A 26,318-nucleotide genomic window follows, 5' to 3' on the forward strand; every position below is an offset into this window, starting at 1 on the left:
ATTAAACATACGTTTTATGCAGGTTTCAAAATGGTCAAATCTAGTAAAACAATCATCTACTCCAAATTGGAAGAGTGGAATATTATATATTAACTTCAGAGAAAGCAGGCAGTGCAAGTAGAGCTTCTACAACAGCCGAGCTAATGAACACAATAGCCAACATGCCAAACTGATCTATTCTTATGCAGCTATCGAAGCAAACCTAACGAACAATAGATGATGACGGCCTGCACTGCTGAAGCTAAAGTTAAAGGTCCCCCAAGCCCCTCCCTCCGGGTGACGGGGGCTTTTTTCTGCTGCGGTAAAAGAAAGGGACAGCGTCCAGCAGGGAATTTATCGCCTGCGTCGCGCTGTCCTTTTTCAATATATAAGACTTTATAAGTTTTTACTAATAAATCTGCTTATATATCTCCGCGAAACGAGCTTTTGCCGACAAAAGACGGCTACAGCCGTTTATGCTTGATTCACAGAATTTATTATGGTTATTCTGCTGCTGGAGCTTCTGTTGCCGCTGGGTCAGCAGATGCCTCTGGAGTCAATGTATTCGTGATTTTCGCTTTAGCGCGAATTTCAGTCATCCAAGCCTCGGACAGCTCATTAGCTTCCGTAGCAATAAGCTGCTTTTTGATTTCTTCTTTCTTCTCTTCGAAGGTTGGAACGACAGCAGCTTTCTCCGCTATTTTCTTAATAATGTGGAAGCCGTGCTCGGATTGAACAACGCCGCTGATTTCATTCACTTTCAGCGCGAATGCAGCCGATTCGAACTCAGCAACCATAGCGCCTTTGCCGAAGAAGCCAAGATCGCCGCCTTTTTCTTTTGAACCGGTGTCAGTGGATTTCTCTTTTGCGATCGCCGCGAAGTCGCCGCCTTGCTTCAGCTCAGCAAGAATAGCGTCCGCTTCTTCTTTGGTAGCTACCAAAATATGCGATGCTTGAATTTGCTCAGGCGTTCCGAGCGTATCCTTGTTTGCATCATAGTATTGTTGAACCTCTTCGTCCGTTACGTCCGTTCTTGGCTCCAAAATTTTGCGAATCGTCAGGTTGATTTTTGTATCCTTCTTCAAGCTTTCAAGCGTCATATTGTATTGAGCAAGCGTTGCAGTGAACTCCTCTTCCGTACCGAAGCTCTTCTTAATCAGATCGATTTCGGAATCGATGTCTGCATCGGTAACTTCAATGCTCGCTGCTTTTGCTTCCTGTGCAATAAGCTCTTGCGTGATGATGTTCTCAAGCGTAGCCGGTCCGCCAGCAGTTACGAGCTCATCATAAAGTCTGTCTTGCGTTATGTTGACACCATTTACGGTTGCAACCGTTTCGTTGCCGGCGCCCCCGAACGGTGGCTTAATTAATACGATAATTAGCAAAATAGCTAATACGGCCGATACGATCGCCCATACTTTGCCGCTTCCGCCTTTTGGTGATTGGTTAACGCTTTCCGCGCTTAAAGCCGTTGCGCGAATTTCATCGTTTGCTGCTTCTGCATGCTCATCGTTCGATTCTTGTTGAAGCTCCTCTTCGATTGCAGCATCTTGCTCTGAAAGCTTGTCCTGCTCTTTACTTTCATCGAATGTGTAACGCTCTTCTTTCGCAGTCAATTCGTTATCTGCGTCTTTGTTTGGCTGCGATTCCTTGTTATTCATTCCATAAACTCCCTTCGTTTTGCCTATCTTCAATTACTATAACAAAACATACATGAAAAAACCTTAATCTAAAATAAAAATATAATTTGTCGAACGCATAATTATTCATTCCCTTATAAACTCACTATTTATACGAAGCGGGAGGGATGATATGATAGGGGTATGAAATAATCCAACATTATCCTACATAATTCGAGATTGCTTTTAGATGACTCAAATCCTTTTACACCCCCATGGGCGGTATATTTACTATTCTTAACTAAGATGTAGGAGGAAGCATTTTGCGTAAAAATACGGGGGTATTCACACGTTTTGCGGTATCGATGCTTATTCCGCTCGCTGGTTATCTTCTAGTGCGGGGCACGGAGTTCGATAAAAGCATTAATGCGCCGCATGAGCATTTTTACATCGTCAGTCTCGTTTCATTGCTCTCGCTTGCTCTTGCCATAGCAGTCGGTTTTGTTGCGATACAGCTTCGTAATATTAAGATTAGTTTTCTATCGTTATCTTATGTATCGCTCACGGCCATGTTTGTTTTTCACGGCTTATCGACTCCTGGTTTTTTGATGCATCATCCCAATATAGCCGGCAGTGCGGCACAGCTTAGCATTTTGCTTGCTGTCATATGGCTGTGGCTGTCTTCCCTTTCTGTAGACCTGCCATTGATTAAATGGTTTTCCGAGTGGCAGAGGCTGCTCCTTCCGATATGGACGCTTTTACTGTTTGGGTTTTGCGCCTTTCTATGGTTCAATCCGGATGTGATTCTTTATTTTCAAATGAAGGAATTACCGATGAAGTGGACGGCTTCATTATTCATCATGAGCCTGAACGGGTGGACAATATACCGTTATTTAATGACTTATTTATCTTCACGTTTTCCTTTACAGTTGGCAATCGTTTATAGCGCGGGCTGGATGATTGTCGCACAGATCATTATCGTCAGCGGCGTGACTTGGAATATAAGCTGGTGGCTGTATCATTTCCTGCTGCTCGCATCCGTCATTGTTATGGTTGCCGGAATCGTATATCAATATGTCAGCTCCAAATCCATCACCTCGTCCGTTAAGCTTATGTTTCGCGCCAATCCGCGCGACTGGATCAATACGTATATGTCCACCAGCGTACGCGAATTGGTCATGACAACGGAAGCGCGTGATTCGTATACGGCAGGTCATAATTACCGGGTTGCCCTATACGCGCTCAAGCTCGGAGAGGAGCTTTCCTTGACCTCCGCGGACCTCAGGGCCATCGCGCAGGGCGGGCTTGTCCATGACGTCGGCAAGCTGCGAATACCGGATACGATTCTGAACAAGCCGGGCAAGCTGTCGCCGGAGGAACGAAAGATTATTGAGGTTCATCCCGTATCGGGATACGATCTGTGCAAAAGGCTGGGTTTTATGCCGGAGGAGCTTTCTGTTATCCGTTCCCATCACGAGAAATGGGACGGCAGCGGCTATCCGGATCAGTTGGCAGGGGAGCAGATCCCGCTGCTCGCTAGGGTGACGGCTGTAGCGGATGTCTATGATGCGCTGACCTCATCGCGTTCTTACCGCAAGGCCATGACGCATGAAGCGGCAATGGAAATTATCGTCAAGGAAAGCGGACGGCATTTTGACCCTCATTGCGTGAGCGCATGGGAGCGGCTTGTCCGGGAGCAGCCCGTGTTCTTTGAGGAAACGATCAGAAACAGCCCGCATTTGAAGCTGTATAGGAAGCTCGGAAGGTAGCAGGATTTCCATTTTATGAGCTGGAGCAGTACAATAGACAGGGAATACGCTCATTTTATTGCAAGCATGGAATAAGCGTATCTAAATAAAGGCTTGGGGGAACTCGATCATGACTTATTTAGCGGCTAATAATCGGTATGAGAGCATGAAGTACAATCGCGTCGGACGAAGCGGCTTGAAGCTGCCAGCTATTTCCCTAGGGCTGTGGCATAATTTCGGCGGCGTTGACCGCCTTGAGAATGGACGGGCCATGGTGCGCCGTGCCTTTGACTTAGGTATTACCCATTTCGATTTAGCCAATAACTACGGACCGCCTCCAGGCTCGGCGGAGGAAACCTTCGGCCAGATTTTAAAACAGGATTTTGCGGCACACCGCGATGAACTTATTATTTCAACAAAAGCAGGCTACCACATGTGGGAAGGTCCATATGGAGACTATGGCTCGCGTAAATACCTGATCGCAAGCCTTGATCAAAGCCTGAAGCGGATGAACCTGGACTACGTCGATATTTTTTATCACCACCGACCGGATGCAGAAACGCCGCTTGAAGAAACCATGGGCGCACTCGACCATATCGTACGGAGCGGGAAGGCGCTGTATGTCGGCGTTTCGAATTACAGCGCAGAGCAGACAGCCCAAGCAGCAGCCATCTTGAAGAAGCTTGGCACGCCGTTCCTCATTCACCAGCCATCCTACTCCATGTTTAACCGATGGATCGAGAATGGCCTACAGGATGTGCTTGATGAAGAGGGGATCGGCTCAATCGTATTTTCTCCGCTTGCCGGAGGCCTTCTGACTAACCGGTATTTGAACGGCGTCCCTGCTGATTCACGCGCGGGAGGACCAAGCGTATTTCTGAAGGCGGATCAAATTACGGATAGCAAGCTGGAAAAAATCAAGCAGCTGAATAACCTTGCCGAGGAACGCGGGCAATCGCTTGCTCAAATGTCTCTTGCATGGGTACTGCGGGGCGGAAGCGTAACATCGGCGCTGATCGGCGCAAGCCGCGTGGAGCAAATTGATGACAATGTAGCTGCTTTGAGCCGTCTTGATTTCAGCGGTGAAGAGCTTAGCCGCATCGAATCGATCCTTTCGGCAGAATAGAAGCAAGTCCATTCGAAACCCAAAATAATGAAGCGCTAGAGCAGCCTTACGCAGTTATGCGGAAGGCAGGCTCTAGCGTTTTTTTTGCTCCAAATAATAGAAAAACGAGGTATAATAGTGTCAAAGTTCGACAGCTGCGGAAACGCACAGTGGAAGGGGTAAGCAGCTTGAAAAAAATGTCGTTGCGGACAAAAGGCTTAGTTCTAATTGTGCTCATTTCTTTGATCCCGCTGCTGCTTGCCGGTGTAGGGAACTATTCCGTAGTCAAGAAAGCCATGCTGCAGTCGGAGATCGAGAAGACAAGCAGCAAACAAGACAACCGTGCCAATAATCTGGCCTCGTGGATGGCGATCCGCAAGGCGGAGGTTGTGGTCATGAGTCGTACGGAAGTTGTCCGGTTCGGAACGGATGAGGAGCGTCTTCATTATTTTGGACGGGAGCTCGTGCGGGGAGGCTTCACTTACCATGCCATTGGCTATATTGATAGCGAGACGGGCCTTGGCTTGCGAACGGACGGCCCGCAAAGAGACATGAGCGGGGAATCTTTTTTCAATGAGGCAGCCTCGGGAAAGGTTGTTATTACGGATCCCTTCATGCCTTCATTCTCTACTACGAGGCAATCTCTTATTTTAGTGCCTGTGTATGGCGCAACGAATGAGCTCAAAGGGATCGTTTATGCCTCTATCGTATTTTCAACGCTTCGGCCGTTTATAGAGTTTGAGGGGGAGAATTCGATTATCCGCTTGTTTAATGATGAGGGCGGGATCATTTATTGCTCTGCATGTGAAGATATGAAAGTTGTGAGCTTATTCGACAAGCAGTCTCCCATGCAGCCTATCGCGAAAGATATGCTGAATGTCTATCAGGGAGTATCCAACATCACCATAGAGAATAAGCCTTTCTCTGTTTTCTATACGAAGGTTAGCGATACGCCTTGGCGCTTTGCGCTGCAGGAGCCGGCGTCAAAGTTTCAAGAAAAGATAAGGCCGATCTTTTGGCGCATATTTAGTACAATTGCTGTTTCCGAGGCGATTATCGTAATCTTTTTCTTTCTCTATTTCGAGCGTATCGTTAAACGTCTTGAGCGCATTCTGTTGGTTACGGAGCAGGCGGCGGCAGGGCGTTTCGAGGCGGAGCATCTCGAGGTTGAACCGCATGATGAGATCGGACAGCTCGGCCATTCCGTAAACGGCATGATGGAGCATTTACAGGAGATGTTCGACCGGCTTGAGGCGATAATTAATCAAAATCAATATGCTTTTATCGTGCTGGACGACCAGTACAAAGTGTCTTATCTCAATAAAACGGCAGAAGAGATGCTGGGCTATAAGACCGAGGAACTGGTAGGAGTCGCTACTCCGCTCTTGTTTATGGATTTGGATGAGATCCGGTTGGAAGCTGAGAAGCTGTCGCTCAAGCTGGGAAGGGAGGTTCAGCCTGGCCTTGAGGTATTCAAGGAGCTTCGCAGCGAGAGCTTCTCGTATGAGCGGGAATGGACCTTTATCCATAAAGACGGTACGCGCATTCCGACGCTGCACAGCTCCAACGGCTTGCGTGACCGCAACGGCCGCTTCTCGGGCGTCGTCGGCATGGTGCTGGATATTTCGGATCGCAAGCATGTGGAGAAGGCACGCAATCGCTTGCTTGACATTGTGGAATCAGCCAAGGATTTAATTGCTTCGGTGAGCTCGGCTGGCAAGCTTGTTTATATGAACCGCGCTGGGAGAGAGATGCTGGGCCTGCTTAACACTTCGGGTCGGGTGCATTCGGTGGAGCAGCATTCCGAACCGGAAATGTACGCGGAGCTCGTGAAGGGTGCGGCCCTGGCCAGAGAGTTTGGGTATTGGGAAAGTGGAGCCCAGCTGCTGAAGACAAACGGCGAGCCGCTGCATGTGTCTATGGTTGTCGTTGCGCATAATGATGAAGATACAGGCGAGTTGTTTTTCTCCTGCATAGCCCGTGATATATCTGAGCAAAAAATGGTGCAAGAGGAGCTCGTCCGCGCCACGCTGGAAGCGGAGGAGGCGAATCAGGCGAAGAGCCGGTTCCTGGCGCTGATGAGCCATGAGATTCGTACCCCGCTCAATGGCATAATCGGCTTAACGCAATTGATGCGCAAAACCGGTCTTTCCGCATCGCAGAAGGATTACATGGACAAGATGCACACGTCTTCGGAGACGCTGCTGCGGCTAATTAATGACATATTGGATTTTTCCAAAATCGAGGCGGGTAAGGTCGATATCGAACGGCTGCCATTTCAGCCGGAAGAGCTGCTGCATCGCATAACGGATCAATTAAGCGTATTTATGGGCGGCAAGGAGCAATTCGAATTCATTGTTGATACGCCGGAGTCTTTGCAGCAGACCATTATTGGCGATGCGATGCGTCTGGAGCAGGTGCTCCTGAATCTCTGCATGAATGCGATCAAATTTACGAACCGCGGAAGAGTAAGGCTGCAGCTTGAGGTGGCGGAGGAATCAGATAACGGAATTAGCCTTCGTTTCATGGTCTCGGATACGGGCATCGGCATGAAGCCGGAGCAGGTAGATAAGTTATTTAAACCCTTCACGCAAGCGGATGGGTCAACTACGAGAAAGTTCGGCGGTACGGGGCTTGGTCTAGTGATCTCCCAATCGCTGGTGGAGCTGATGGGCGGCCAGCTTGAGGTAGCGAGCGAAGCGTATGTGGGAAGCCAATTTCACTTTACGCTGCCGTTCACTGTTATTCATAAGTACGAGGAGACGCGCTGGCAGATTAAACAGGAATTTCAGGAGCAGCCTGTGTGGATTGTCGAGGATGATAACGAAATGCGCAGGCATTGGAGCGATATTATTGAATCCTACGGCCTGACTCCCATTCCCTTTCATTCTTGGAAAATAGCAAGAGAACGCCTTCGCCGCATTGGGGCAGGGGCTTTGCCGAAGCTGATTGTTCTGGACATGGAAATGCCGGATATGTACGGCGCGGAAACCTGGCTCGAGTTCCATCGCGACGCGGAGTCGGCCGGTGTGAAAACCATTGCGATGACAACCTCTTATGGGCGCGATGAGATGATGCAGCTTTCTGCCGAACAAAGACCGGTAACGCTGTTGATTAAGCCAATTATGAGAACGGCTATGCTGCGCGCGATAGAAAGCGTGCTGGAGCATAAAGGGGCTGACGCGGATGAGCAAGAGCGAACGGCTCCGCTTCTGCCGGTGCAGCAAAACGGAGTCAATACAAGGATACTGCTGGCGGAAGACAATAGAATCAACCAGCTTGTCGCCATTGAGATCTTGAAGGAGCAGGGCTACGAGGTAGGGCTTGCGGAGAACGGCGAAGAGGTGCTGAAAAAGCTCGTTGCAGAGCACTGGGATCTCATTCTAATGGATATTCATATGCCTGTAATGGACGGCTCCGAAGCGGTTCGTCTTATTCGAAGCCATGCCAAATATGATGATATTCCGATCATTGCCGTTACCGCAAATGTGCTTCGCAATGATCACGGGCGCTATTTGAAGCTGGGTATGAATGATGTCGTAACGAAGCCGATCTCCTCTGAACGCTTGCACACGGTTATATCTTATTGGCTCAAGGAGGGCTGCAAGCTTATCTCTAAGCCTGCCGCGGGACAAGAGCTTCAAGCAGAAACGAAGCATTCTCGGACGCAGGAAGCAGTTAGCGAGAGCGCGCTTCCGACCATTCCGGGCATGGATATAAAGAGCGCGCTTGCAAGGGTAAATGGAAAGCTGCCAATCTTGCTTCATATGATGGAGCAGTTTGTGTTCGATTATGATTCGTTTGCGGATCAGCTTCGCATGATGGTCAAACAATCGGAGCTAACCGTGGTCAAAAGAATGGCTCATACGCTGAAGGGGGCCGCCGGGTACTTGTCAGCTCATGAATTGTTAGAGGCTGCTTGCGAGGTAGAGCGTATCGTGAAACTGCCGGTGCTCGAAACGGAGAGCCTGCAAGCTGCTATTCTTCAGCTGGAAGCCATGTTAAAGCAGCTGGTGGATGGACTTCGACAAGCTAAGGAAGTATTCGACAATAACTCCTAACAATATTCTAACAAATTGTTGTCCCTTTAATATCGGTATTGTATAGTAGAGATACAATAAATATTCGACAGAAATCTTCTATCCTCAAAAAGGGTGACGACAATGTATAAAGTTTTAGTTATTGAAGATGACGTCATGATGAGTGATATGCTGTCTATGTATTTATCAGAAGAAGGCTATTCCGTCATGCAGGCTTACAGAGCAGACGAAGGATTGAGGCTCACAACCGATTTTAATCCTGATTTGGTGCTGCTCGATTTGATTTTACCCGACTTAGACGGCATGGAAGTTTGCGCACTCATTCGAAAACGCTCAAATGTACCGATTATGATTCTGTCGATGAAGAGTGAAGTATCGGAGCGGGTTCAGGCGTTGAAAGCTGGAGCTGATGATTACATGTGTAAGCCGTTTAGTATGCATGAAATGACAGCTAGGGTAGAAGCGTTGATCCGCCGTTCGAACTCGATGCAGACAGAGACGACGCAGCAGGTTGCTGCAGCGGTCGAAGACGGCGATCCGATCCAACTTGATTTTGAGAGACGCCTATTGCTTGTTCGCGGCCAGTTGGTCGAAACTACCTTCTCGGAGTATGAGCTAATGAAGCTGTTTCTTGCTCATCCGGGGAAAGTGTTCAGCAGGGAAGAACTTATAAATACGATTCGCGGCTTTGATTCCTTCGTGACAGACCGTGCCATCGATGTACATATTGTTAACCTTCGGAAGAAGATTGAACAGAATCCGAAGGAGCCTAGGCTCATTCGAACGGTTTGGGGATTTGGCTACAAGTATACGGCTCAGCACACGAGCAGGAGCCAAACTTAATTGCACATGATAAATATTGCTGAGAACCACTTTGCTGACGCGGAGTGGTTCTTTTTTTTATGATTATCGGGGGCAAGCAGGATGGAATGTAAGGTTTATTATAAAGGTTATTAAAATATCTAACATTTACCTAAATATATCTCTCTAATTTATCTAATAAATGTATACCTATTGCCGAGCATAACGGTCTAATCGTTCCGATTGGAGAATGGGTACTTCGTGAAGCACGCAAGATGCTTACGAATATGAAAATACGGACTAAACAGCTTAATGATGTCGATTAATGTTTCATCGCTGCAATTGCAGGATGCGACCTTTTCTCAGACGGTACTGAATGCGCTTAAGGATTATGAGCTGGAGATTACGGAAAGCTATGGCATCTACGATTCGACAGTGGCATTGTCTACGCTTAGCTGGCTGCGAGGGGCAGGTGTCAAGCAGCGAACGGATAAGATGCCCTGGTAGTATGCGAGCTGACAGGGTATTTTTTTTATTGGATAAAATATAAAAGACCTGACAGGGCACGGGTGATGTGCCTTCAGGTCTTTTCTCTAACAGGTTCTAACATACTTCAAGATAAAGCTTTGTGCCGTCGTTATATTGGAAAATAGCCACATCGCGCACCATTTCAACGGATTTGATTCTTCTCCATTTTTTGCGGAAATCAAAGTCCAATTCCAATTCGTACAATTTATGATTAAGCAGTTCTATGGATGCGGATTGTTCGTTAGGATAGTACACAGGGACGGAACGACTTTTGAAGGTAACGATTTTCATCATTTCCTATAACACCTCCGATCGATTACCCCTATTCTAACGTAAACCTTTTAGCCTCTTATGAAACTGCCGTCAGGATTTTGTTTATTTTACTTACACATTTCTAACATATTCGACATTTACTGCACTCGTTAGCTGGAGTAGCTGCTGTACTTTTTCTTGTAATAGCCATGTCCGCGGTGCGGACGGTTATGCGGGCGATAATGCCCGTTGTTATAGTCACTGCTGCTATAATGACGACGGCTGTGATGCTTGCGTCCCATGAGTGAATAGAATAAACGCTTGAGCAAATGTCTTATCATAATGATGCCCCCTTTAATGGTTTTGTCGAAATTTGGCTAAAATGCGCATATACGCTTTTATGGAACAAACGGGCTGAGAGAGCGTACGCTTTCATATAAGTAATTGTACGAATTTTTGTCGTTAAAGTTTCTAATTCGCTGAACCTTCCACAGGATTTATCCGCCTATGGAGGGCACGCGGCAGCTGGAGGAGAAGCATCATGTGGTCTTTCATTTCTTTAAAATATAAGGAAACTATTAAGCATTGGCAGGATTTTCCGCTTCGTGTCGGCGTGATATGGATGAAACGGTACCGTATTGAACGCTTTATCGGGATGGGCAGCTATGGTCAAACCTATGCATGCATGGATATTTTAATGGGTAATAAGGTGCTGCTCAAACGCAATCTGCCAAGTAAAAAAGATATCGGGAGACAGTTGCTGGAGCGGGAAAGCAGTATTCTGATGGAGCTGAACCATCCGCAGATTCCGAGGTGGATCCGGTATGAAAAGCAAGGCAAAGACGAAGCGCTTCTCATGGAACTCGTTGCAGGTGAAAATTTGGAGCAGAAAATAGAAGAAGGCCGCCTTTATTCAGTACAAGAGTCGTTAAGCATCCTAATGGAGCTATTGCAGCCTCTGGAGCATCTCCATCAAGCGGGGTTCGTACATCGGGACGTTCGCATCCCTAACGTGGTAGACGATGGACAACGCTTGTATCTGATTGATTTTGGGCTTTCCTGCCGCATTGGCGAGCAGCTTCCAGAAGCGCTGCGCATGGGGTTAAAAGAACCTGAGTCATTCCATGATTCAAAGGACTATGCGTCAGACATGAGCTGGGCAGGCGCCAAGCAGCGTATGCGCAGGCCTGATCCGGCCAGCGACTTATACGGCCTGGGGCATCTTTTTCTATTCATGATGTATGCAGGCTTTGAATATGATGAAGGACAGGCGGAACGCAGCTGGCAAGAGGAGTTGGAGCTTCCGCATGCCGTGAAGCAATTCGTGAGCAGGCTGCTTCAACGCAGCGAACCGGGCTGGGCATCCGCGAAGAGCTGCTCGCAGGAGCTGCAGCAGCTTTTGGTTTCACTAGAGGAAACCTCTAATCCCTTATAAAGCGCGAATGATTTCTTTAAAGCTCTGATTGCTCGTGACATAATAGACGATAGCGATAATGGCAAGATGAAGCGGGTAAAAGCTGCGCCATACGAGGCGAGGAACCTTAATTTTGTCGGCACCGCGCATAAAATCAGGCCAATATACGAGTAATAGGGTAGCGAACAAGCTAAAGATTTGAATGAACCAGCCCTTTATAAAAAAGCTTACCACGTTCACCGAAAAGTGAAACAAGGTAAACCACTGCGTTTGAGCGTAGCGATAAATGAGAACGAGCATTACGACATAAGCGCCGTAGCTGAAAGGAAGAACCTCGAGCGCCCCGGCAAAGCCGGCAGCTAATAGCACTTGAAGGATAGGCTTGCCGTTCCATTTATCGAGCAGATGCAGAAGCAGCAAGCAGACGAATAATGAGCCTACCGTATTGACTTCCAGTCGTTGAAAAGCAAATTGGTAAGGGAGCTGGGACAGAATGGCGATCCCGGCGGTCCTCTTCAAATAACGATGAATATCACTCGTACGGAAATAGCCGAGCACCATCGTGAAAGCGTAAAACGGCAGTGCGAGCCGCCCAATAACCCTCCATGCAAGGTTTTCAGGAAACCATATGAGACCGATATGATCAATAAGCATCGTTAACATAGCCAGAAATTGCAGCTTGGTCACCTTCATTCTCTCGTTTTTCATCCAGTATAGCATAGGAATACGAGAGAGTAGGAGCAGGAAGACCTCCAAGCCGCTTTACGCGAGTTAGGAGGCCTTCGTTGTTCGGTTTGATCTAGAGGCCGGCATTTTTCTGCAGCCGACGCGCAATTTGCATGAAATCCTCCTGCGAGATACCCGGCGCAAATTCCTCTGGCAGCTCGCTCAGATCAGGCATCGGCGCACCCTGCGGCGCACCTTGAATAACCTCGAGCGGAGCACCTGTGAGCGGATTTTGGCCATTCCAAATGAGCACGATATCCTTATAATCATTTTGGCTGAACGTATAAAGCTTGTTGCCGAGTCCCATCGCTTCAAATTTACGTGCTGTCTCAAAGCTATTGTTGCTGAGATCGGGTATGGGGATAAGCTTCTTTACATCAACGCCAGTCGCGATTTCCAGAGCTTTGGCATAAGCAAGCACATGGACCCCGCCCCGGACAAGCAAATAACCAATCATAGCACGGGCAGTGGGATGGTCAGTCATCTCGTAAACACGCATCTTATGTGTTCTCGCGCCGCATTCCAAGAAAAAATTATGCAGAAGGTCGAGCACCAGATTGCCGCTGCTGAATACATTATCCCCCGTCCATGCACGGCCCATGGAATCGCCAGGCAGCGAGGTTTGAGCGGTTTGGATAAAAAAGTAGCTATTGCGCTTATTTACGCCCTCCTTCAGCGGTGCCGAATTGGGATCACCGGGACTGGTGGTGCCAGTCAGCACCATGTTTATCGCAGTGGAAACGAGCTCGACATGGCCAAACTCCTCGGCGGTTATGCTTGATACCAGGTCATAAAAAGGCTTGAGCTTCTTTTTCTCCCGAAAATTAAAGGATTGGTACATATAGTTGTTTAATGTGGACATCTCGCCAAACTTACCTCCGAGCAGCTCCTGCACCGCTGCCGCGGCATTCGCATCCGCATAAGGGGATGGCGGGAGCTCTACCTGAAGCCTGTTTATTCGTTCAATCATAAGCTTGCTCACCTCATTTCATTGACGATTCATTTTATGCATATCTATGACAGCTTTCGCAGTCATAGACCGTCAATGTCAAAAGGGACAACCTATTGTCGAATAAACCAACCTGCTGCTTGGCTTAAGTATTGAGCAGGGTGATGACGAGCAGCTCATAAAGGACGAGCGGAAGAACGGCAGCATAGGGATTCATAAAGGCACGGGGGTCGCGCATCGTACATTGCAAATACAAGATACAATGATCGATATGCACGATCGTTCCCTCGTAGATATGGCCATCAACCGTTTGGACGCAAACATGCTTATGCATGTGGCCGCCGCACATGCCCATGACGCGGTCCCGCACTTCCTTCACCATCGCTGTATGCTTCGGCTCTGCTTCATAAACGACGGGATTAGTTTTCTCCATCCCTGCCACCTTACTCGGCATACCGCCCTTATGTCCCATATTCGGCATACTGCCCATGCCGCCCATGTTTTGCATATGCTCCATATTCGGCATGCTGCCCATGCCGCCCACGTTCTGCATATGCCCCATATTCGGCATGCTGCCCATGCCGCCCACGTTTTGCATATGCTCCATATTCGGCATGCTGCCCATGCCGCCAACGTTCTGCATATGTCCCATATTCGGCATGCTGCCCATGCCGCCCACGTTCTGCATATGGCCCATATTCGGCATGTTGCCCATGCCGCCCACGTTCTGCATATGGCCCATATTCGGCATGCTGCCCATGCCGCCCACGTTTGGCGCATTGCCCATATTCGGCATACTGCCCATGCCGCCAACGTTTGGCACATTGCCCATATTGCCGATATTGCCCATGCTCATCAAATTTTCCGCCAAGCAAAAACCTCCATTCGAATGGTATGTCATATAGGTATGCAGGAGGGGAGAGAGACATACAACAATCGAAAATGCAGAATTTCAACGTTTGGCGGGTGCCACTCGTCCATGCGACTCTCTTTCAAATGCATAGAATAGAGTATGTTCGAAAGGGAGGGGGAATAGTAATGTCTGCATATTCAAAATTGAAAGCTAGCAATGTTAAAGCTATTCGCAAAACGACTAGTCGTGCCCGTATATCTTCTAATTGTAAATGTAAAGAGGATCACAAAAGCTGTGGCTGCGGCCGCAGGGTTGATCCGGCAGTCGAAGCCATGCAAGATGCAGGAAAAGAGCTAAGCGATATTTTCAAGCAGTTGAAAGATGAGCATAAAGCAGAGAAGCTTGTAAGAGCGATTCGTTGTCGTGACGCAAAAGCCGTTCAAAGCTTGCTTGACTGCAAATGCCATGTGGTTTGCTTCTTCTGTTCGCGTGACAAAGATTGCGTAAGAATTTGCTGCGCATTTGGCAGAAATCATGATGTAACGGTTACGTTTGATATCTGTGTCAAACGTGCACAAGATGAATGCCGCCGCAATTTCTTGTTTTAATTTTTTTTCTAAAGAGGGCTGCCTGATCTACAGGGCAGTCCTTTTTTGCCGCTCTGAAAGGATGGGAAATCACAGGGATAGCGATGGTCGCATACGATAATGAAGGGAGAACCGAGAGGAACGAACAAGCAAGGAGGGAACGAATTGCCGCAAATACCTAATTTTCCGCAGGCTTTATTAAATGAACATCGTGATTGGCATCATACCTATCATCTTGTACCCGGGACAGTGCCGCCGCCTGGCTACGGAGAACGTTTCTTGCGATTTCACCGCGATTATATCAACCGGGTGTACCGCTGGTATGATTCAATGGGGTATGACCGAAGATGGATTGCAGGATGGACCCAGGTGCCTGAAGGCATTCGTCGTTCCGCTTGCTACGATTTCGGGGCTGAACAAAGGGTGCAGTTCAATCCGCAGTCGTTTACATCGGCGGATCAGCTGGGAAGCTTTATCGAGACCAATCTGCATGGCTGCTTTCATGAGATGGGGGCACGCCTTTACAATCAGCCGGAGCTGAATGACTTTGATCTCGCGCCGCGGCATACGGAGTTTTATAATATCCATGGACTAATTGACCAGTGGTACACCAATTGGGAGCGAGCATGGGGAATGCGCGGGCAAGCCGCAGAAGGCGAAGCACGGGTTAGGTACAACCGCGCAACGCCCGAAGTACGCTCGCATAATAAGAAAATTCACGTGGGACGAATTGTTTCGCCTGAACAGTGCGCTGCACAGCCGTCAGCGGCTCGTCCGAATCGCCAAGCTCAACGCCACGGGCAGCCACCTCGGATAAAGAGCCTTCAAACAAGGCAATCAGCTCATCCAGATCTGCCTCGTAAACGCCGGCCACTTCTTCAGGCTGCAGCTTCAATTCTGACAAAGGCACATCGCACACGAGGCCAAAAACGTCGCTGACCTCCCGGTCGATAAACGGCATTCCGTTTACCTCGCCGCTCGCATCCTCGCGAATTTGCCCCAGCGGAATGAGCTGCTCGAACGAGGCGGCTACGCCAAGCTCTTCTTCCAGCTCGCGTATAGCTTCGCGGATGGTTTCTCCTGCGGACAAATGGCCGGCAGCCGTTATATCATAGCAGCCGGGATTCGTATCCTTGCTGGCTTGACGAAGCTGAAACCGCACGAACCTGCGGTTTCCCTCGCGCCGTGTGAGCCAGCAATGGAAGGTGCGATGCCAATAGCCGCGAGAATGCGTCTCCGCGCGTGTTGCGGTACCCAGAGGCCGAAGCTGCTCGTCATAAATGTCGAACAGCTCCTCAGCCATGGGCAGCTGCCTCAAGCTGGGATGTGCAGTGTTTGCAGCGGGTAGCTTTTAGGGGAATCTTGGACAAGCAGTATGGACAATCCTTTTCGGTTACTTCGACCGGCGGCGCTTCTTTCTTCTCGTTGCGGCGAAGAACATTGATCACTTTGATAAGTAGAAAAATACAAAAGGCTACGATTAAAAAGTCCAGCATGACATTAATAAATTGGCCGTACGCAATGGCGGGTGCCGCGGCTGCGTCTACGGGAGTCATATTGCTTGTATCCACGAGAGTAAGCTTTAAATCCTTAAAATCAACTTCACCCAAAATTCGTCCAATCGGCGGCATGATAATATCGTTGACGAGCGAAGTAACGATTTTGCCGAACGCGCCCCCGATGATAACCCCGACCGCTAGGTCGATGACATTGCCTTTCATTGCAAACTCTTTAAATTCCTTGACGATCTTCATTGCGTTTCCTCCTACAAGTGTAAATAAGGCATTCCTAGCTAAGAATAGTATAAGCAAAACTAGTAAGCTAGCATACGGCTATCTCTCTAGTATTGCCCGTTTCTAAGACAGCCATCCTTTCATAATAGCCGAAGATGGGGAGAAGAGAAACTATCTCTGGTTTTCTGACAAAAAACTGCATAATTTCGCGAAGAAACAGAGGGTTTTTAGGATAATTGTCGAATTTAATATTTGGAATTAAATTTATCGGTATTCGAGGAGTCCTATGGCTGATCCGATCATAACTGGCAACCCCTATTATATCATTTTATCGATCATCATTATGTGCTTTGCCTCCTATACGATGCTGAATATGATTGAGCAGCTGCAGCCAAAAGAGCGCTCATACGGGTTCAATTGGATCATTGGCGGAGCCTCCGTATTCGGTCTTGGCCTATGGACAATGCATGTCGTATCCTTGCTGGCCTCAGATTATAGAATGGTTATGGACTGGACTATGCTGCTTGTTTTGGTCGTATGCGCGGTTATCGTCTATTCGTCCTTGGTTGTATTAAAAAACCAGGAACTCTCGCGTGGGCGGTACCTATTCAGTTCCCTGCTAATGGCGCTTGGGGCTACGATGCTTCAATACATATCGATGCTATCCGAATCTGTGATCACATTAAAAATGAATTGGCTGCTCTATTGGTTATCCTTTGGAGTCGGCTTTGCGGGCGCTTATCTGGCCTTTTACTGGCTGGACTCCAAGTCGCCTTGGTATAAGTTTAAAAGCTGCCTGTCGCTTGGCCTGTCTAACATGGCGATCCATCAGATTGGCATGCACGCGCTGAAAATTGAATATAAGGATATCTTATCGACCGATCTATTAAACGAGTATTTGCTGCTTCTTGCTTTTTTGCTTGGACTGTCTACTTTGATTATTCTTAGCTTCAGTCTTACAACCTGGCTGGCAGCCAATAAATACAGCCAAATCGACGAGCGGTATAAGCTTCTTGTCGAGAACTCCATGGATACGATCGCCTTAATCAGCGATGGGAATTGGGAATTTATGAACCGTGCAGGACTGCGCATGTTCGAGGTGAAGTCCGAGAACGAAATCATTGGCAACAGCGTCTACAACTTGCTCGATGAGCGGTACCACAGCGAGATGGCCGCTTGGCTTGCAGCGGGGAAAGATGGTGAGGATGCGCCCACGAAGCCGATTGAACTGCAATGGTTGTCCATGCAGGGTACGCGGGTGCACACGGAAATGGTAAGGGCAAGCTCAACCTTTTCGGGAAAACAGATCGAGCAAGTCATTATTCGGGATATCTCCGAGCGAAAGAAGAATGAGGAGCTGCTTATTAATTCAGAGAAGTTATATGTAGCAGGCCAATTAGCTGCGGGCATCGCGCATGAAATTCGAAACCCGCTTACCTCGCTGAAAGGCTTCTTGCAGCTCATTACTTCGGGGCGGGGAAACAGCAATAACTTTTACGAAATTATGAAATCCGAGCTCGTGCGCATCGAATCCATCGTCAGCGAACTGCTGATGCTCTCTAAGCCGCAAATTTATGAATTTGTTCATAAGGACTCGCGCCAGATTATGGCGGATACGGTAAATCTGCTGGAAACGCAGGCCATACTGCATGGCGTCATTATCGAGTTTCATTCGGATTACCGCCCCTTATGGGTGGTGGGCGTAGAGAATCAATTAAAGCAAGTGTTTATAAATGTACTCAAAAATGCCATTGAAGCGATGCAAAACGGCGGTGTTGTCACCATTAATATGTCTCACGATGAAGAACTGGGCGTACTGATACGGATTAAGGATCAAGGCTCAGGCATACCCGAGGAGCAGCTTTCAAAAATTGGCCAGCCTTTCTATACGACAAAGGATAAAGGAACGGGCCTCGGTTTAATGGTCACCTACAAGATTATCGACAATCATCAAGGAAAAATCACGGCTGAAAGCAAAACGGGAATCGGAACGACCTTTATCATCCAATTGCCGTACAAGGAACAAGCCGACGCGCCATCAGCCAAAACAGCAAATGAGAATTGAAACCTATTTTTGAAGGCATCGTAATATGCTTTAGAGTTTGGAAACATCATTATTTGAGTGGAGGCGTTTTGATGTTCAATCGTTTTTTGGCAAGTATCGGTATTGGTTCCGCAAAGATTGATACGCTGCTGGAGAAGCCTCGTTATTCACCGGGTGAAGAGGTTCGGGGAATCGTGAAAATTCAGGGCGGCAATGTAGAGCAGAAGATTGAAGCCATCCAGCTATCGGTTATGACAGAATATATTCGCGAGAGCAATGACAGCAAAATAACGCAGCATGGCGAGGTTGGCCGTTTTCATGTAAGTGCTCCGTTCACGCTGCAGCCAAACGAAAAACGCGAGGTACCGTTCTCGTTCCAGCTGCCTCATCAGACTCCGCTCACTATCGGACGCGCGCCTGTATGGGTGAAGACGGAGCTGGACGTTCGCGGCGGCGTGGATCCTGGCGATAATGACCGCATTGATGTCATTCCGACGGCTCCAATGAATGTGGTGCTTGAGGCTCTCGATTTGCTGGGCTTCCGCTTACGCAAGGCTGAATGCGAATACTCTTCGCGCCTGGGCGGCAGAATGCCTTTTATCCAGGAGCTGGAGTTTGTGCCGACAACACAGTTCCGCGGGCAGCTTGACGAGCTGGAAGTGATGTTTTACCCATCGGACCGCGAGCTGGAGCTGGTGCTTCAGATTGACCGGCGCGCACGCGGGTTGTCCAGCTTTTTTGCAGAGGCAATGGATATGGATGAGTCATTTGTCCGCACCCGCTTTACGAACGAGCAGCTGGCAGCAGGACCGAATGCAATCGCACATCAGCTTTCCGACATCATCGCGCGTTATGCTTAATCGGCTGAATAAATAGAAATAGCTCGGAAGCACGCCTGCGGGAGTGTTCCCGAGCTTTTTTTTTAATATTAAGAATTTATATGTTTTCACATATAAATGTGCTTATATATCTCCGCGAAACGACTGCTTTTGCCTCAGAGGACGGCGACAGCCGTTTACGCTTGTAAAAGAAAGTATAAAATTTAACCTTATACGATGCCTATATTTCACCGCGGAACGAGCTTAAGCTGTCAAGCACGACGCGTCAGCCGTTACGTTTGCGGTTAAAAGTAGAGAAAGAGTAAACGGCTTCGGTTTTTCGGTATAATAGCTGTAGGAGGGGATTTACGTTGGCAGAACCGCTAAAAGCCATGTATGACGGCTTATTTCTAGAACAATTTGCTGCTTTGGTGAAGACGGCGTGGAGACCGTTTGACGAAGATCGATTCGTTATGCAGGTAAGGGACGGGAGCTGGGAGCAGCTCGAACTAAAGGCGCGAGCCCGCAAAATTACGGAAGCGCTGGGTGCTGCTTTACCTCAGGATTACGGCGATGCGCTTGCCGTGCTCTATCAGATAGATGAAAAATGCACGGGGCTTCCCTACATATTTTTTTCGGACTTTGTAGAAGTATTCGGGATGGAGCGGCAGCATTGGGAGCGTTCATTGGCTGCGCTTGAACGGTTTACCGAGCGCTCAACCGCTGAGTTTGCCATAAGGGCGTTTATTTTGAACGATCCGGAGCGAATGGTTCGGCAAATGCTCGCATGGACAGACCATCCGAATGAGCATGTAAGGCGGCTTGCAAGCGAAGGGATAAGGCCACGTCTCCCTTGGGCGCAGGCGCTGCCCCTGTTCAAACGGGATTCAACGCCGATCGTGCCGATTTTGGAGAAGCTGAAGCGGGATGAATCACTCTATGTACGCAAGAGCGTAGCGAACAATTTGAATGATATCGCGAAGGATCATCCAGATCTTGTCATTGCGCTTGCTACGGCGTGGATCGGTGAGGATGCCCGAACGGATTGGATCGTGAGGCACGGCTGCCGCACGTTGATTAAACAATCCGTTCCGCAGATCATGGCTTTGTTCGGGTATGCAAAGCATGAGCCTGCGGAGGAGACTGCGCGTCCGCTCGTAGCTGCTGCAGCGCTTGAGGTAGCTCCGAGTACGGTAGCGATTGGCGGCGAGGTGAGTTTGCATTACCGCGTGCAGCTGCGTGAGGGCGAACCGGCCAAGCTTCGGATCGAATATGGCATTGCATTCGTGAAGTCCGGCGGCAAAACGTCGCTGAAGCGTTTTCTGCTTTCGGATCGCGAATATGCCGGGGGAGCATCCGCTTCCAGTATTCGCGTTCACCGATTCGCAGATTTAACAACGCGCAAGCATTATAGCGGTCATCATCGCGTGACACTGTGGGTGAACGGAAGAGAGGTAGCCGCTTCGGACCTGTGGGTAACGGAGGCTGAACCGTTATGACAATAGGGGCAAGGGTATTGAAAACGGGGATGGCCGTCGCGTTAGCGATCTATCTGAGCAGCTTGTTTGGCTTCGCATCTCCGTTGATTACTGCGGTAGCGGCGATTTTCACGATACAGCCATCCATATACCGGTCATGGCAGAACGTAGCGGATCAGGTGCAAACCAACCTGCTCGGCGCTGTCATTGCGCTTGCCGCGGTACGGCTATTCGGACATACGCCGATAGCGGCAGGACTCGTTTGTATTCTTGTTATTATGATCAGCATCCGCCTGAAAATGGAGAGCACGATCAGTTTAACGCTGGTCACTGTCGTTGCCATCATGGAAGCGAATGGGCAAGGCTGGGATATGGCCATCGAGAGATTTCTAATGGTTTTGACTGGCATTGGCTCGTCATTTTTGGTTAACGTGCTCGTTTTTCCGCCGCGTCCAAGGCGGCAATTTACGGAGCAGGTGCATCAAGCGTACACTCAGCTTTCCCTGCTGCTTCGTACGGCGGTCTCTAATGAAATGAAAGAGCAGGTATTCCGGCAAGAGAAAGACAAGCTTCACGGAACGCTGCGCAAGCTGGAGGAGCGCCATACGGTTTTCGAAGAGGAGCGGAAGGTGCTTGCAAGGGCGAAGACGAGCCATGCTCGGCAGCTTCTTGTGTCCAAGCAAATGATTAAGGCGCTGCAGAAAGGGGCGGATCTTCTCGATGTGGTAGAGGAGCATTATTTTGCTTCTCCGAGCGCAGGCGAGTGGGCGCTTCGTTTCGATCGGCAAATCGAGGATTTATCGAAGTATCACGAGCATATCCTGCTAAAGGCCGAGGATAAGATGAAGCCGAATGCGCTGATCGAGCCCGAGGAAGAACGTGAAGCCAGATTCGTGAAAGAGCTCACGGCCTATGTCATGGAGGATCCGGATGAGCATAAGCGGCTCATCTTCGTCGCCTCGGGATTATTCGAGTATGCTTACCACCTGCGGCGCCTGGAGAAGCTGCTCGATCAAGTGCAGCAGCGGGAAGAGAGCGCAAAACGCGGCGACGATGAACCGGAGGAGGACTAAGCTGCTCCTCGCACCATCACATGTTCATCTTCCGCTATTGTGTGTGAACAGCACACATCGGCTCTAAGCCGGCTGCGGATGAATAGGCAGCATATACGAAACCCATTCAAGATATAACCGCCTTACGCTGTAGTTTATACAATAGAACCATCGATATACCACTAAACGTCTACCCAGCATTGCAGTTTCTGCAATAGGGCAGCCTAAGCTCGCTTATGGCCTGCCCCAATGAGCTCATTCTATTGTATATTCTGCATTGTAGGTTGCTCGCGGGTTTAAATTTATGGTTTCTATTGTAGAATGTACAACAGAAGCCTTAACAAACAAAAACAGCAGGCTGGAAAACGCTATCGGGCGCTCCAACCTGCTGTTTTTCATATGGAGGTTGAATGCGCAGGGATAAATTTCTACGCCTATCTCCACACGGCGCTTTCAGCAGTATTATGCCTATCGGCTACTGATCGTCATCCGTTTTGTTGCTTCCCTCATGGCGGCGAGGATGCTGCATATGGGCCTCTGGATTATTGGCATTATCATGCGGCACCAATCGCGGATCGGTATGTCCTTCATGATGATTATTAAAGAAGAGCTCAACCAGCTGCCACTCTGTCGATCCAAGCATGGGATCAGCAGGGAATACATCTCCGCGTTCCAGCTGCTCCTCACGTCCCCACTCATTGCGATACGTGCCTTTTACTTCTACAGGTTCGCCTGACATGGGATTCATCTCATGATGGTCATTAGAATTGCTCATATAGTGTCAACCAACCTTCCTATACTTATAATCCGTGCTTGGGCACCGCTGCGCGATCGGCATCTGACTGCAGCTCGCTCGCTGATTGTTTGCTCGCTAAGTTGCGGTCTGCTTTCGATTGCGCTTTGCTTGCCGCTTTCTGTTGATCGGATGGCTGTTCGCCTGACATGAGATCACCCTCCTGAGAATTTCATTGGTATTCGTTGCCGCGAAACGGGCGCCGCCGCCTAAGCGGTTTCCACCGTTTCGCTTGTCTTCACAAGAAGATCCTCTACAGTGTGCCACAAACGGAAGAAATGTATGAGTTCAGGCATTCGGTTCAGTTAAAGCGGGTATTATTGCAGCTGCAGCCCGCAGGAAGGGCAGCTTGCGTCACGTTCCGTGACGGTTTCGCTGCAGGCAGGGCAAGGCTCGGAGAAGGGTGCAAGGTTAGCCGGGGCAAGCTCTTTGGCAGAGTCCTTCCCTTTTTGGCTAATGGAGGAATCATCTGATTGTGTTTGGGGCCTAAGGTGGGCAGGCGTGCCAAAAATCGTCTCCACCATCTCCTTTAGATCCTTATATTTGTCCGAATCGTCTGAAGCAATCCGCACAAACATAAACATGCCGGCGAGCAATACGCCGGCAATAATAAGCACGATCGCGGTCGCGCCAATGTCAAACCAAGACAGGAGCAGAGGCGGCATAGAAGCCGCCAAGCTAATCATTTTTGTCATACGCCGTCACCTCACCCATTTACCTGATAACGGGATTCAAGCCGTTTGCCGCCGAACCACATAACAAGCACAGCGGTGATCGAGACGAAAATACGCCAAGGTTCATCGACGAGATTGCCAATATCGAAGCTGATCAGCGAGATACAAAAAATCATAACGGCTTTTCCGAGCAGCGTCGCAAGCAAAAACGTATGGAAGGGCACCTTGCTTAAACCGGAGACGACCGTAATGATGACAGACGGCGTAAAAGGAAAGCAAGCGAGCAGAAACAGCGGTGTGAAGCCCTTCCGCTCAACCCAGTTGAAAAACCGTTCCGATTTTGGAAAACGACGCTCCAAACGGCCTTTTACATTGCGGCCAAGCTTTCGGCTGATCCAGAATACAGTGATCGCACCGACAGTTACGCCGATCCATGAGAATAGAAACCCGAAGCCAAGGCCATATATGTTGGCGTTAGCGGCAATGATGAGAATTAACGGAAGGAAAGGGAGAAACGATTCTATCATTGGAAGCAGAATGCCCGGAAACGGGCCCCACTGCGAGTAGCTCTCCAGCGTCCACTGAATGGAATCCAGATCCAAATGCTTTATGTATTCGAGCCAATTGCGCCAATCATCCATAAATCTAACTCCGTTCTACTTGTTTATAGCTTTTTTACTTGCAGCAAACGCCTGGAATGGGAAACATAAATAAAACAATCCAATGAGCCCAAAGAGGACGGCGCTTGTCCAAAATACAGCGATTTCTCCGTTCCATGCGGCAATCAGGCCGCCGGCAGCCGGACCTATCATGACACCGATTCCTTCAAAGGTGGAAAAAACCCCCCAGCCTAGACCTTCTTGCTTAGGTGGCACGTAAGAGGCAAGCAGCGCATTCCATGCAGGCAAAATAGCGGAATAGGACAATCCAAGGACTGCCGATATAAGTAAACAATACCAGAACCCGAGACCCGAAGCCAGCATACATAAACCTAGTGCGAACGCAGCGAAGCCGGCGACAAGAAACCACTTTTTGCCGTTCATTTTGTCTGAGAGTTTTCCCATCGGAATGAGACCGGCAGCAGCAAGAATACCTCCCACCGTAAGAAGAATCGAGTATTGTGTGCCAGTCAGTCCGAGCTCTTGCTCCGCGAAGCTTGGCAATATCGGAACCAGCATGCTTGCTCCGGTCGTCTGCAAAATCATGCCCGGCAGCAGAAGCCGCATCGCGCGTAGTCTTCCCTTAAGAATGGCCAGCTGTTTGCGCAGCGGCATTCGGATAGGCGTATCAGCCCTTTCTTTGCTCATAAAGAGCGTTAGCAGGCATGCTGCAACGGACAAGCTGACAAGCAGGTTGTACGTAAACGATACGCTGACATCGAGTAAAATATTACATACGATAGGGCCGCTTCCGAGTCCAGCCATCCAGATCGTGTAAAGAAGACCCATTTGGGCAGCGCGGCGTTGTTTGCTCACCTTTGTCAGGCAAACAATCCAAATCGGTGACATCCCGATGCCGTATAAAGCCGCAGCGCCGATAAACATCCAAGGGAGCTCGGCAAATTGCAGGCAATAAACGCCGATCAGAGAAATGATTAGCCCTGCTTGCACCACGATCCGGGTGGAAAAGCGGTCTAACAGATAGCCGGTTACCATTTTGAGCAGCGTATCGACCAAGTAGTGGGCAGAAATGGCAGCCCCGATGACATCGGGTGCGAGCCCTAATGTTTTTGCGCCATATATGGGTAACAAACTGACGAGCACAGCACCTCTAACAAATTCCACAATGAACAAAATAACGGAGATAAGGCGCATCTCCGCTCCAAATGAGTAGCTTTGATTTGTGCGCAAGGTCAAGCTCCTTATCTCTTATAGAGTCGATGCTTTCTCCATTATACGTATAGTGGATAAAATATCCAAAACAATGCTGTCAGCCGCTGTTTGCGAGGACTGAAGCTGCTTGGTAGAGAGCTTGCTAATAGTAAGACGTAACGGATCATGGACGAGTTTCAAAATTTGGTCCGTCAACTCAGTTACATCATCAGCGATAACAGCCGCCCCCTTGGAAGCGAGATATCGCGCGTTTTGCTTTTCTTGTCCAGGAACTGGACGGTAGATGAATAAGGGCAGACCCGCGGTAATGCCTTCTGAGAGGGTAACACCGCCAGGCTTCGTAATGAGGCAATCCGAGATGGCCATGAGCTCATGAATCGGTTCAATAAAACCATATAGATGCAAGCGGGAGAAACAGGAATGGTCTTGGAATTGTCTTTCGATGCTTTCCTTCATAAGGCGATTGCGTCCGCATACGAGCGCGACTTGGACGTCAGGGTCATTTAGCAATCTGCTGCAGATTTGAGCTACATCAGGCATGACACCCTGCGCACCTGTCATGATGAGGATGATCGGTTGATTGGGGTTAAGATTGTAACGTTCGTAGAGCTCGCTTGAAGCGGCGGTCGCACGGAAGCCGCTCTTAAGCGGGATGCCGGTAACTTGAACGGCATGATTCGGAATGCCGAGCTGGGTAAGCTCGCGTTTTAAATCGTCCGTCGCGACATAATAGCGATCAATGCTTGGATGTACCCATCGGCCATGCAGATCGAAGTCCGTGATCACGGTAAAGCAGGGGGGATGGGAGTCCTTCCGACGTTTAAGCTCTGGCAGCGCGAAGCCCGGAAAGGTATGCACGACGATATCCGGCTGCTCCGTCTGGAGAATACGTCTGATTTTTTCTCTCCCAAAGGAGTGAAGCAAGCCGCCAAACCAGGAATTATGCTTCATCTGCTTTGTGAAATCATACATCCAGCCATAGAGCGAAGGCATATGCGTATAGCTCTTTAAATAAAAACGCCTGGTGACTTCGTTGATCCAAGGATGCGATTCCGCCATGAGATCGACCATTACCGTACGATGATTGCCAAGCTCCTCCAAGGAGCTCTTAATCGCACGGGCAACCTGCAGGTGGCCTTCGCCGTAAGATGCATACAAAATTAGAAATTTCGGCTGTGGATTGCTTTCGAAACGAATCATGGATACACCTCCTGAAGGTAGTGTAGCGGATGATTGTTATGCGAACGTGAACGGAATTTGGTTACTTTGTGTAATTTTTGTATAATGGATAAG

26 protein-coding genes are annotated in these 26,318 nt (G+C 48.9%); 12 read left to right on the plus strand and 14 right to left on the minus strand.

From position 1 onward, the window contains the following. Positions 1-482: 482 nt before the first annotated feature. On the minus strand, positions 483-1,640 hold the full coding sequence (locus RCO25_RS16725; RefSeq protein ID WP_308997284.1) for a peptidylprolyl isomerase: 1,158 nt from the start codon (positions 1,638-1,640) through the stop codon (positions 483-485). A gap of 281 nt (positions 1,641-1,921) precedes the next feature. On the opposite strand from RCO25_RS16725, the gene RCO25_RS16730 reads away from it, so the two are divergent. The 5 genes from RCO25_RS16730 (at position 1,922) to RCO25_RS16750 (ending at position 9,799) form a co-directional block, all read left to right on the plus strand. Then, positions 1,922-3,367 carry an HD-GYP domain-containing protein gene (locus RCO25_RS16730; protein WP_308997285.1) on the plus strand — a complete coding sequence of 482 codons (1,446 nt, stop codon included), beginning with the start codon at positions 1,922-1,924 and terminating at the stop codon, positions 3,365-3,367. 109 nt (positions 3,368-3,476) lie between these two features. After that, positions 3,477-4,472, plus strand: a complete 996-nt coding sequence (gene mgrA / locus RCO25_RS16735) for an L-glyceraldehyde 3-phosphate reductase (RefSeq protein WP_308997286.1) — start codon at positions 3,477-3,479, stop codon at positions 4,470-4,472. Positions 4,473-4,648: 176 nt separating this feature from the next. Further along, entirely contained in the window at positions 4,649-8,512 is a 3,864-nt protein-coding gene (locus RCO25_RS16740; RefSeq protein WP_308997378.1) for a response regulator, read from the plus strand. A gap of 102 nt (positions 8,513-8,614) precedes the next feature. After that, positions 8,615-9,334: a response regulator transcription factor gene (locus tag RCO25_RS16745; RefSeq protein WP_308997287.1), complete on the plus strand. Its 720-nt coding sequence runs from the start codon at positions 8,615-8,617 to the stop codon at positions 9,332-9,334. Positions 9,335-9,604: 270 nt separating this feature from the next. After that, positions 9,605-9,799 (plus strand): hypothetical protein, encoded by a 195-nt coding sequence (locus RCO25_RS16750; RefSeq protein WP_308997288.1) that lies wholly within the window; start codon positions 9,605-9,607, stop codon positions 9,797-9,799. 96 nt (positions 9,800-9,895) lie between these two features. Here RCO25_RS16750 and RCO25_RS16755 read toward each other — a convergent pair whose 3' ends face one another. Together RCO25_RS16755 and RCO25_RS16760 are read right to left on the minus strand one after the other, a co-directional pair. After that, a complete protein-coding gene (locus RCO25_RS16755; RefSeq protein WP_308997289.1) occupies positions 9,896-10,114 on the minus strand; it encodes a hypothetical protein in 219 nt (72 codons plus the stop codon). A gap of 128 nt (positions 10,115-10,242) precedes the next feature. Then, a complete protein-coding gene (locus tag RCO25_RS16760; RefSeq protein WP_308997290.1) occupies positions 10,243-10,413 on the minus strand; it encodes a hypothetical protein in 171 nt (56 codons plus the stop codon). 200 nt (positions 10,414-10,613) lie between these two features. On the opposite strand from RCO25_RS16760, the gene RCO25_RS16765 reads away from it, so the two are divergent. Then, positions 10,614-11,507, plus strand: a complete 894-nt coding sequence (locus tag RCO25_RS16765) for a serine/threonine protein kinase (RefSeq protein ID WP_308997291.1) — start codon at positions 10,614-10,616, stop codon at positions 11,505-11,507. On the opposite strand, the gene RCO25_RS16770 is transcribed toward RCO25_RS16765, so the two are convergent. The 3 genes from RCO25_RS16770 to RCO25_RS16780 all read right to left on the minus strand — a co-directional run bounded on the left by RCO25_RS16770 (position 11,502) and on the right by RCO25_RS16780 (position 14,032). Beyond that, the gene (locus RCO25_RS16770; protein WP_308997292.1) at positions 11,502-12,179 is read right to left on the minus strand and encodes a TraX family protein; all 678 of its coding nucleotides are present in this window, start codon (positions 12,177-12,179) and stop codon (positions 11,502-11,504) included. The genes RCO25_RS16765 and RCO25_RS16770 overlap by 6 nt on opposite strands. A 106-nt stretch (positions 12,180-12,285) precedes the next feature. Further along, entirely contained in the window at positions 12,286-13,182 is an 897-nt protein-coding gene (locus RCO25_RS16775; RefSeq protein WP_308997293.1) for a manganese catalase family protein, read from the minus strand. A gap of 124 nt (positions 13,183-13,306) precedes the next feature. After that, positions 13,307-14,032, minus strand: a complete 726-nt coding sequence (locus tag RCO25_RS16780; RefSeq protein WP_308997294.1) for a hypothetical protein — start codon at positions 14,030-14,032, stop codon at positions 13,307-13,309. 167 nt (positions 14,033-14,199) lie between these two features. On the opposite strand from RCO25_RS16780, the gene RCO25_RS16785 reads away from it, so the two are divergent. Together RCO25_RS16785 and RCO25_RS16790 are read left to right on the plus strand one after the other, a co-directional pair. Next, the gene (locus RCO25_RS16785) at positions 14,200-14,622 is read left to right on the plus strand and encodes a hypothetical protein (protein ID WP_308997295.1); all 423 of its coding nucleotides are present in this window, start codon (positions 14,200-14,202) and stop codon (positions 14,620-14,622) included. Positions 14,623-14,803: 181 nt separating this feature from the next. Further along, positions 14,804-15,142, plus strand: a complete 339-nt coding sequence (locus RCO25_RS16790; protein ID WP_308997296.1) for a hypothetical protein — start codon at positions 14,804-14,806, stop codon at positions 15,140-15,142. 126 nt (positions 15,143-15,268) lie between these two features. On the opposite strand, the gene RCO25_RS16795 is transcribed toward RCO25_RS16790, so the two are convergent. Both RCO25_RS16795 and mscL read right to left on the minus strand, forming a co-directional pair. Beyond that, complete coding sequence (locus RCO25_RS16795; protein ID WP_308997297.1) at positions 15,269-15,904, minus strand: NUDIX hydrolase; 636 nt, start codon at positions 15,902-15,904, stop codon at positions 15,269-15,271. Next, positions 15,897-16,355 carry a large-conductance mechanosensitive channel protein MscL gene (gene mscL, locus RCO25_RS16800; protein ID WP_308997298.1) on the minus strand — a complete coding sequence of 153 codons (459 nt, stop codon included), beginning with the start codon at positions 16,353-16,355 and terminating at the stop codon, positions 15,897-15,899. Before mscL ends, RCO25_RS16795 begins: the two co-directional genes overlap by 8 nt. Before the next feature lie 265 nt (positions 16,356-16,620). Here mscL and RCO25_RS16805 point away from each other — a divergent pair, with 265 nt between their 5' ends. The 4 genes from RCO25_RS16805 to RCO25_RS16820 all read left to right on the plus strand — a co-directional run bounded on the left by RCO25_RS16805 (position 16,621) and on the right by RCO25_RS16820 (position 21,747). Further along, complete coding sequence (locus RCO25_RS16805) at positions 16,621-18,399, plus strand: ATP-binding protein (protein ID WP_308997299.1); 1,779 nt, start codon at positions 16,621-16,623, stop codon at positions 18,397-18,399. Between the two features lie 71 nt (positions 18,400-18,470). Continuing rightward, entirely contained in the window at positions 18,471-19,238 is a 768-nt protein-coding gene (locus RCO25_RS16810) for a sporulation protein (RefSeq protein ID WP_308997300.1), read from the plus strand. Between the two features lie 329 nt (positions 19,239-19,567). Beyond that, positions 19,568-20,695, plus strand: a complete 1,128-nt coding sequence (locus tag RCO25_RS16815; protein WP_308997301.1) for a DNA alkylation repair protein — start codon at positions 19,568-19,570, stop codon at positions 20,693-20,695. Further along, entirely contained in the window at positions 20,692-21,747 is a 1,056-nt protein-coding gene (locus RCO25_RS16820; RefSeq protein WP_308997302.1) for an FUSC family protein, read from the plus strand. Before RCO25_RS16815 ends, RCO25_RS16820 begins: the two co-directional genes overlap by 4 nt. Before the next feature lie 454 nt (positions 21,748-22,201). On the opposite strand, the gene RCO25_RS16825 is transcribed toward RCO25_RS16820, so the two are convergent. The 6 genes from RCO25_RS16825 to RCO25_RS16850 form a co-directional block, all read right to left on the minus strand. Next, complete coding sequence (locus RCO25_RS16825; RefSeq protein ID WP_308997303.1) at positions 22,202-22,501, minus strand: transposase; 300 nt, start codon at positions 22,499-22,501, stop codon at positions 22,202-22,204. Positions 22,502-22,526: 25 nt separating this feature from the next. Next, entirely contained in the window at positions 22,527-22,670 is a 144-nt protein-coding gene (locus RCO25_RS16830; RefSeq protein WP_308997304.1) for a hypothetical protein, read from the minus strand. Positions 22,671-22,836: 166 nt separating this feature from the next. Continuing rightward, positions 22,837-23,214, minus strand: a complete 378-nt coding sequence (locus tag RCO25_RS16835) for a hypothetical protein (protein WP_308997305.1) — start codon at positions 23,212-23,214, stop codon at positions 22,837-22,839. An 11-nt stretch (positions 23,215-23,225) separates the two neighbouring features. After that, entirely contained in the window at positions 23,226-23,834 is a 609-nt protein-coding gene (locus tag RCO25_RS16840; RefSeq protein WP_308997306.1) for a TVP38/TMEM64 family protein, read from the minus strand. Between the two features lie 15 nt (positions 23,835-23,849). After that, positions 23,850-25,043 (minus strand): MFS transporter, encoded by a 1,194-nt coding sequence (locus tag RCO25_RS16845; protein WP_308997307.1) that lies wholly within the window; start codon positions 25,041-25,043, stop codon positions 23,850-23,852. A gap of 18 nt (positions 25,044-25,061) precedes the next feature. Beyond that, complete coding sequence (locus RCO25_RS16850) at positions 25,062-26,225, minus strand: diglucosyl diacylglycerol synthase (RefSeq protein ID WP_308997308.1); 1,164 nt, start codon at positions 26,223-26,225, stop codon at positions 25,062-25,064. Between the last annotated feature and the right edge of the window lie 93 nt (positions 26,226-26,318).

It is taken from the genome of Paenibacillus sp. LHD-38, from assembly GCF_031157315.1.
In the GTDB taxonomy this organism is placed as follows: Bacteria; Bacillota; Bacilli; order Paenibacillales; family Paenibacillaceae; genus Pristimantibacillus.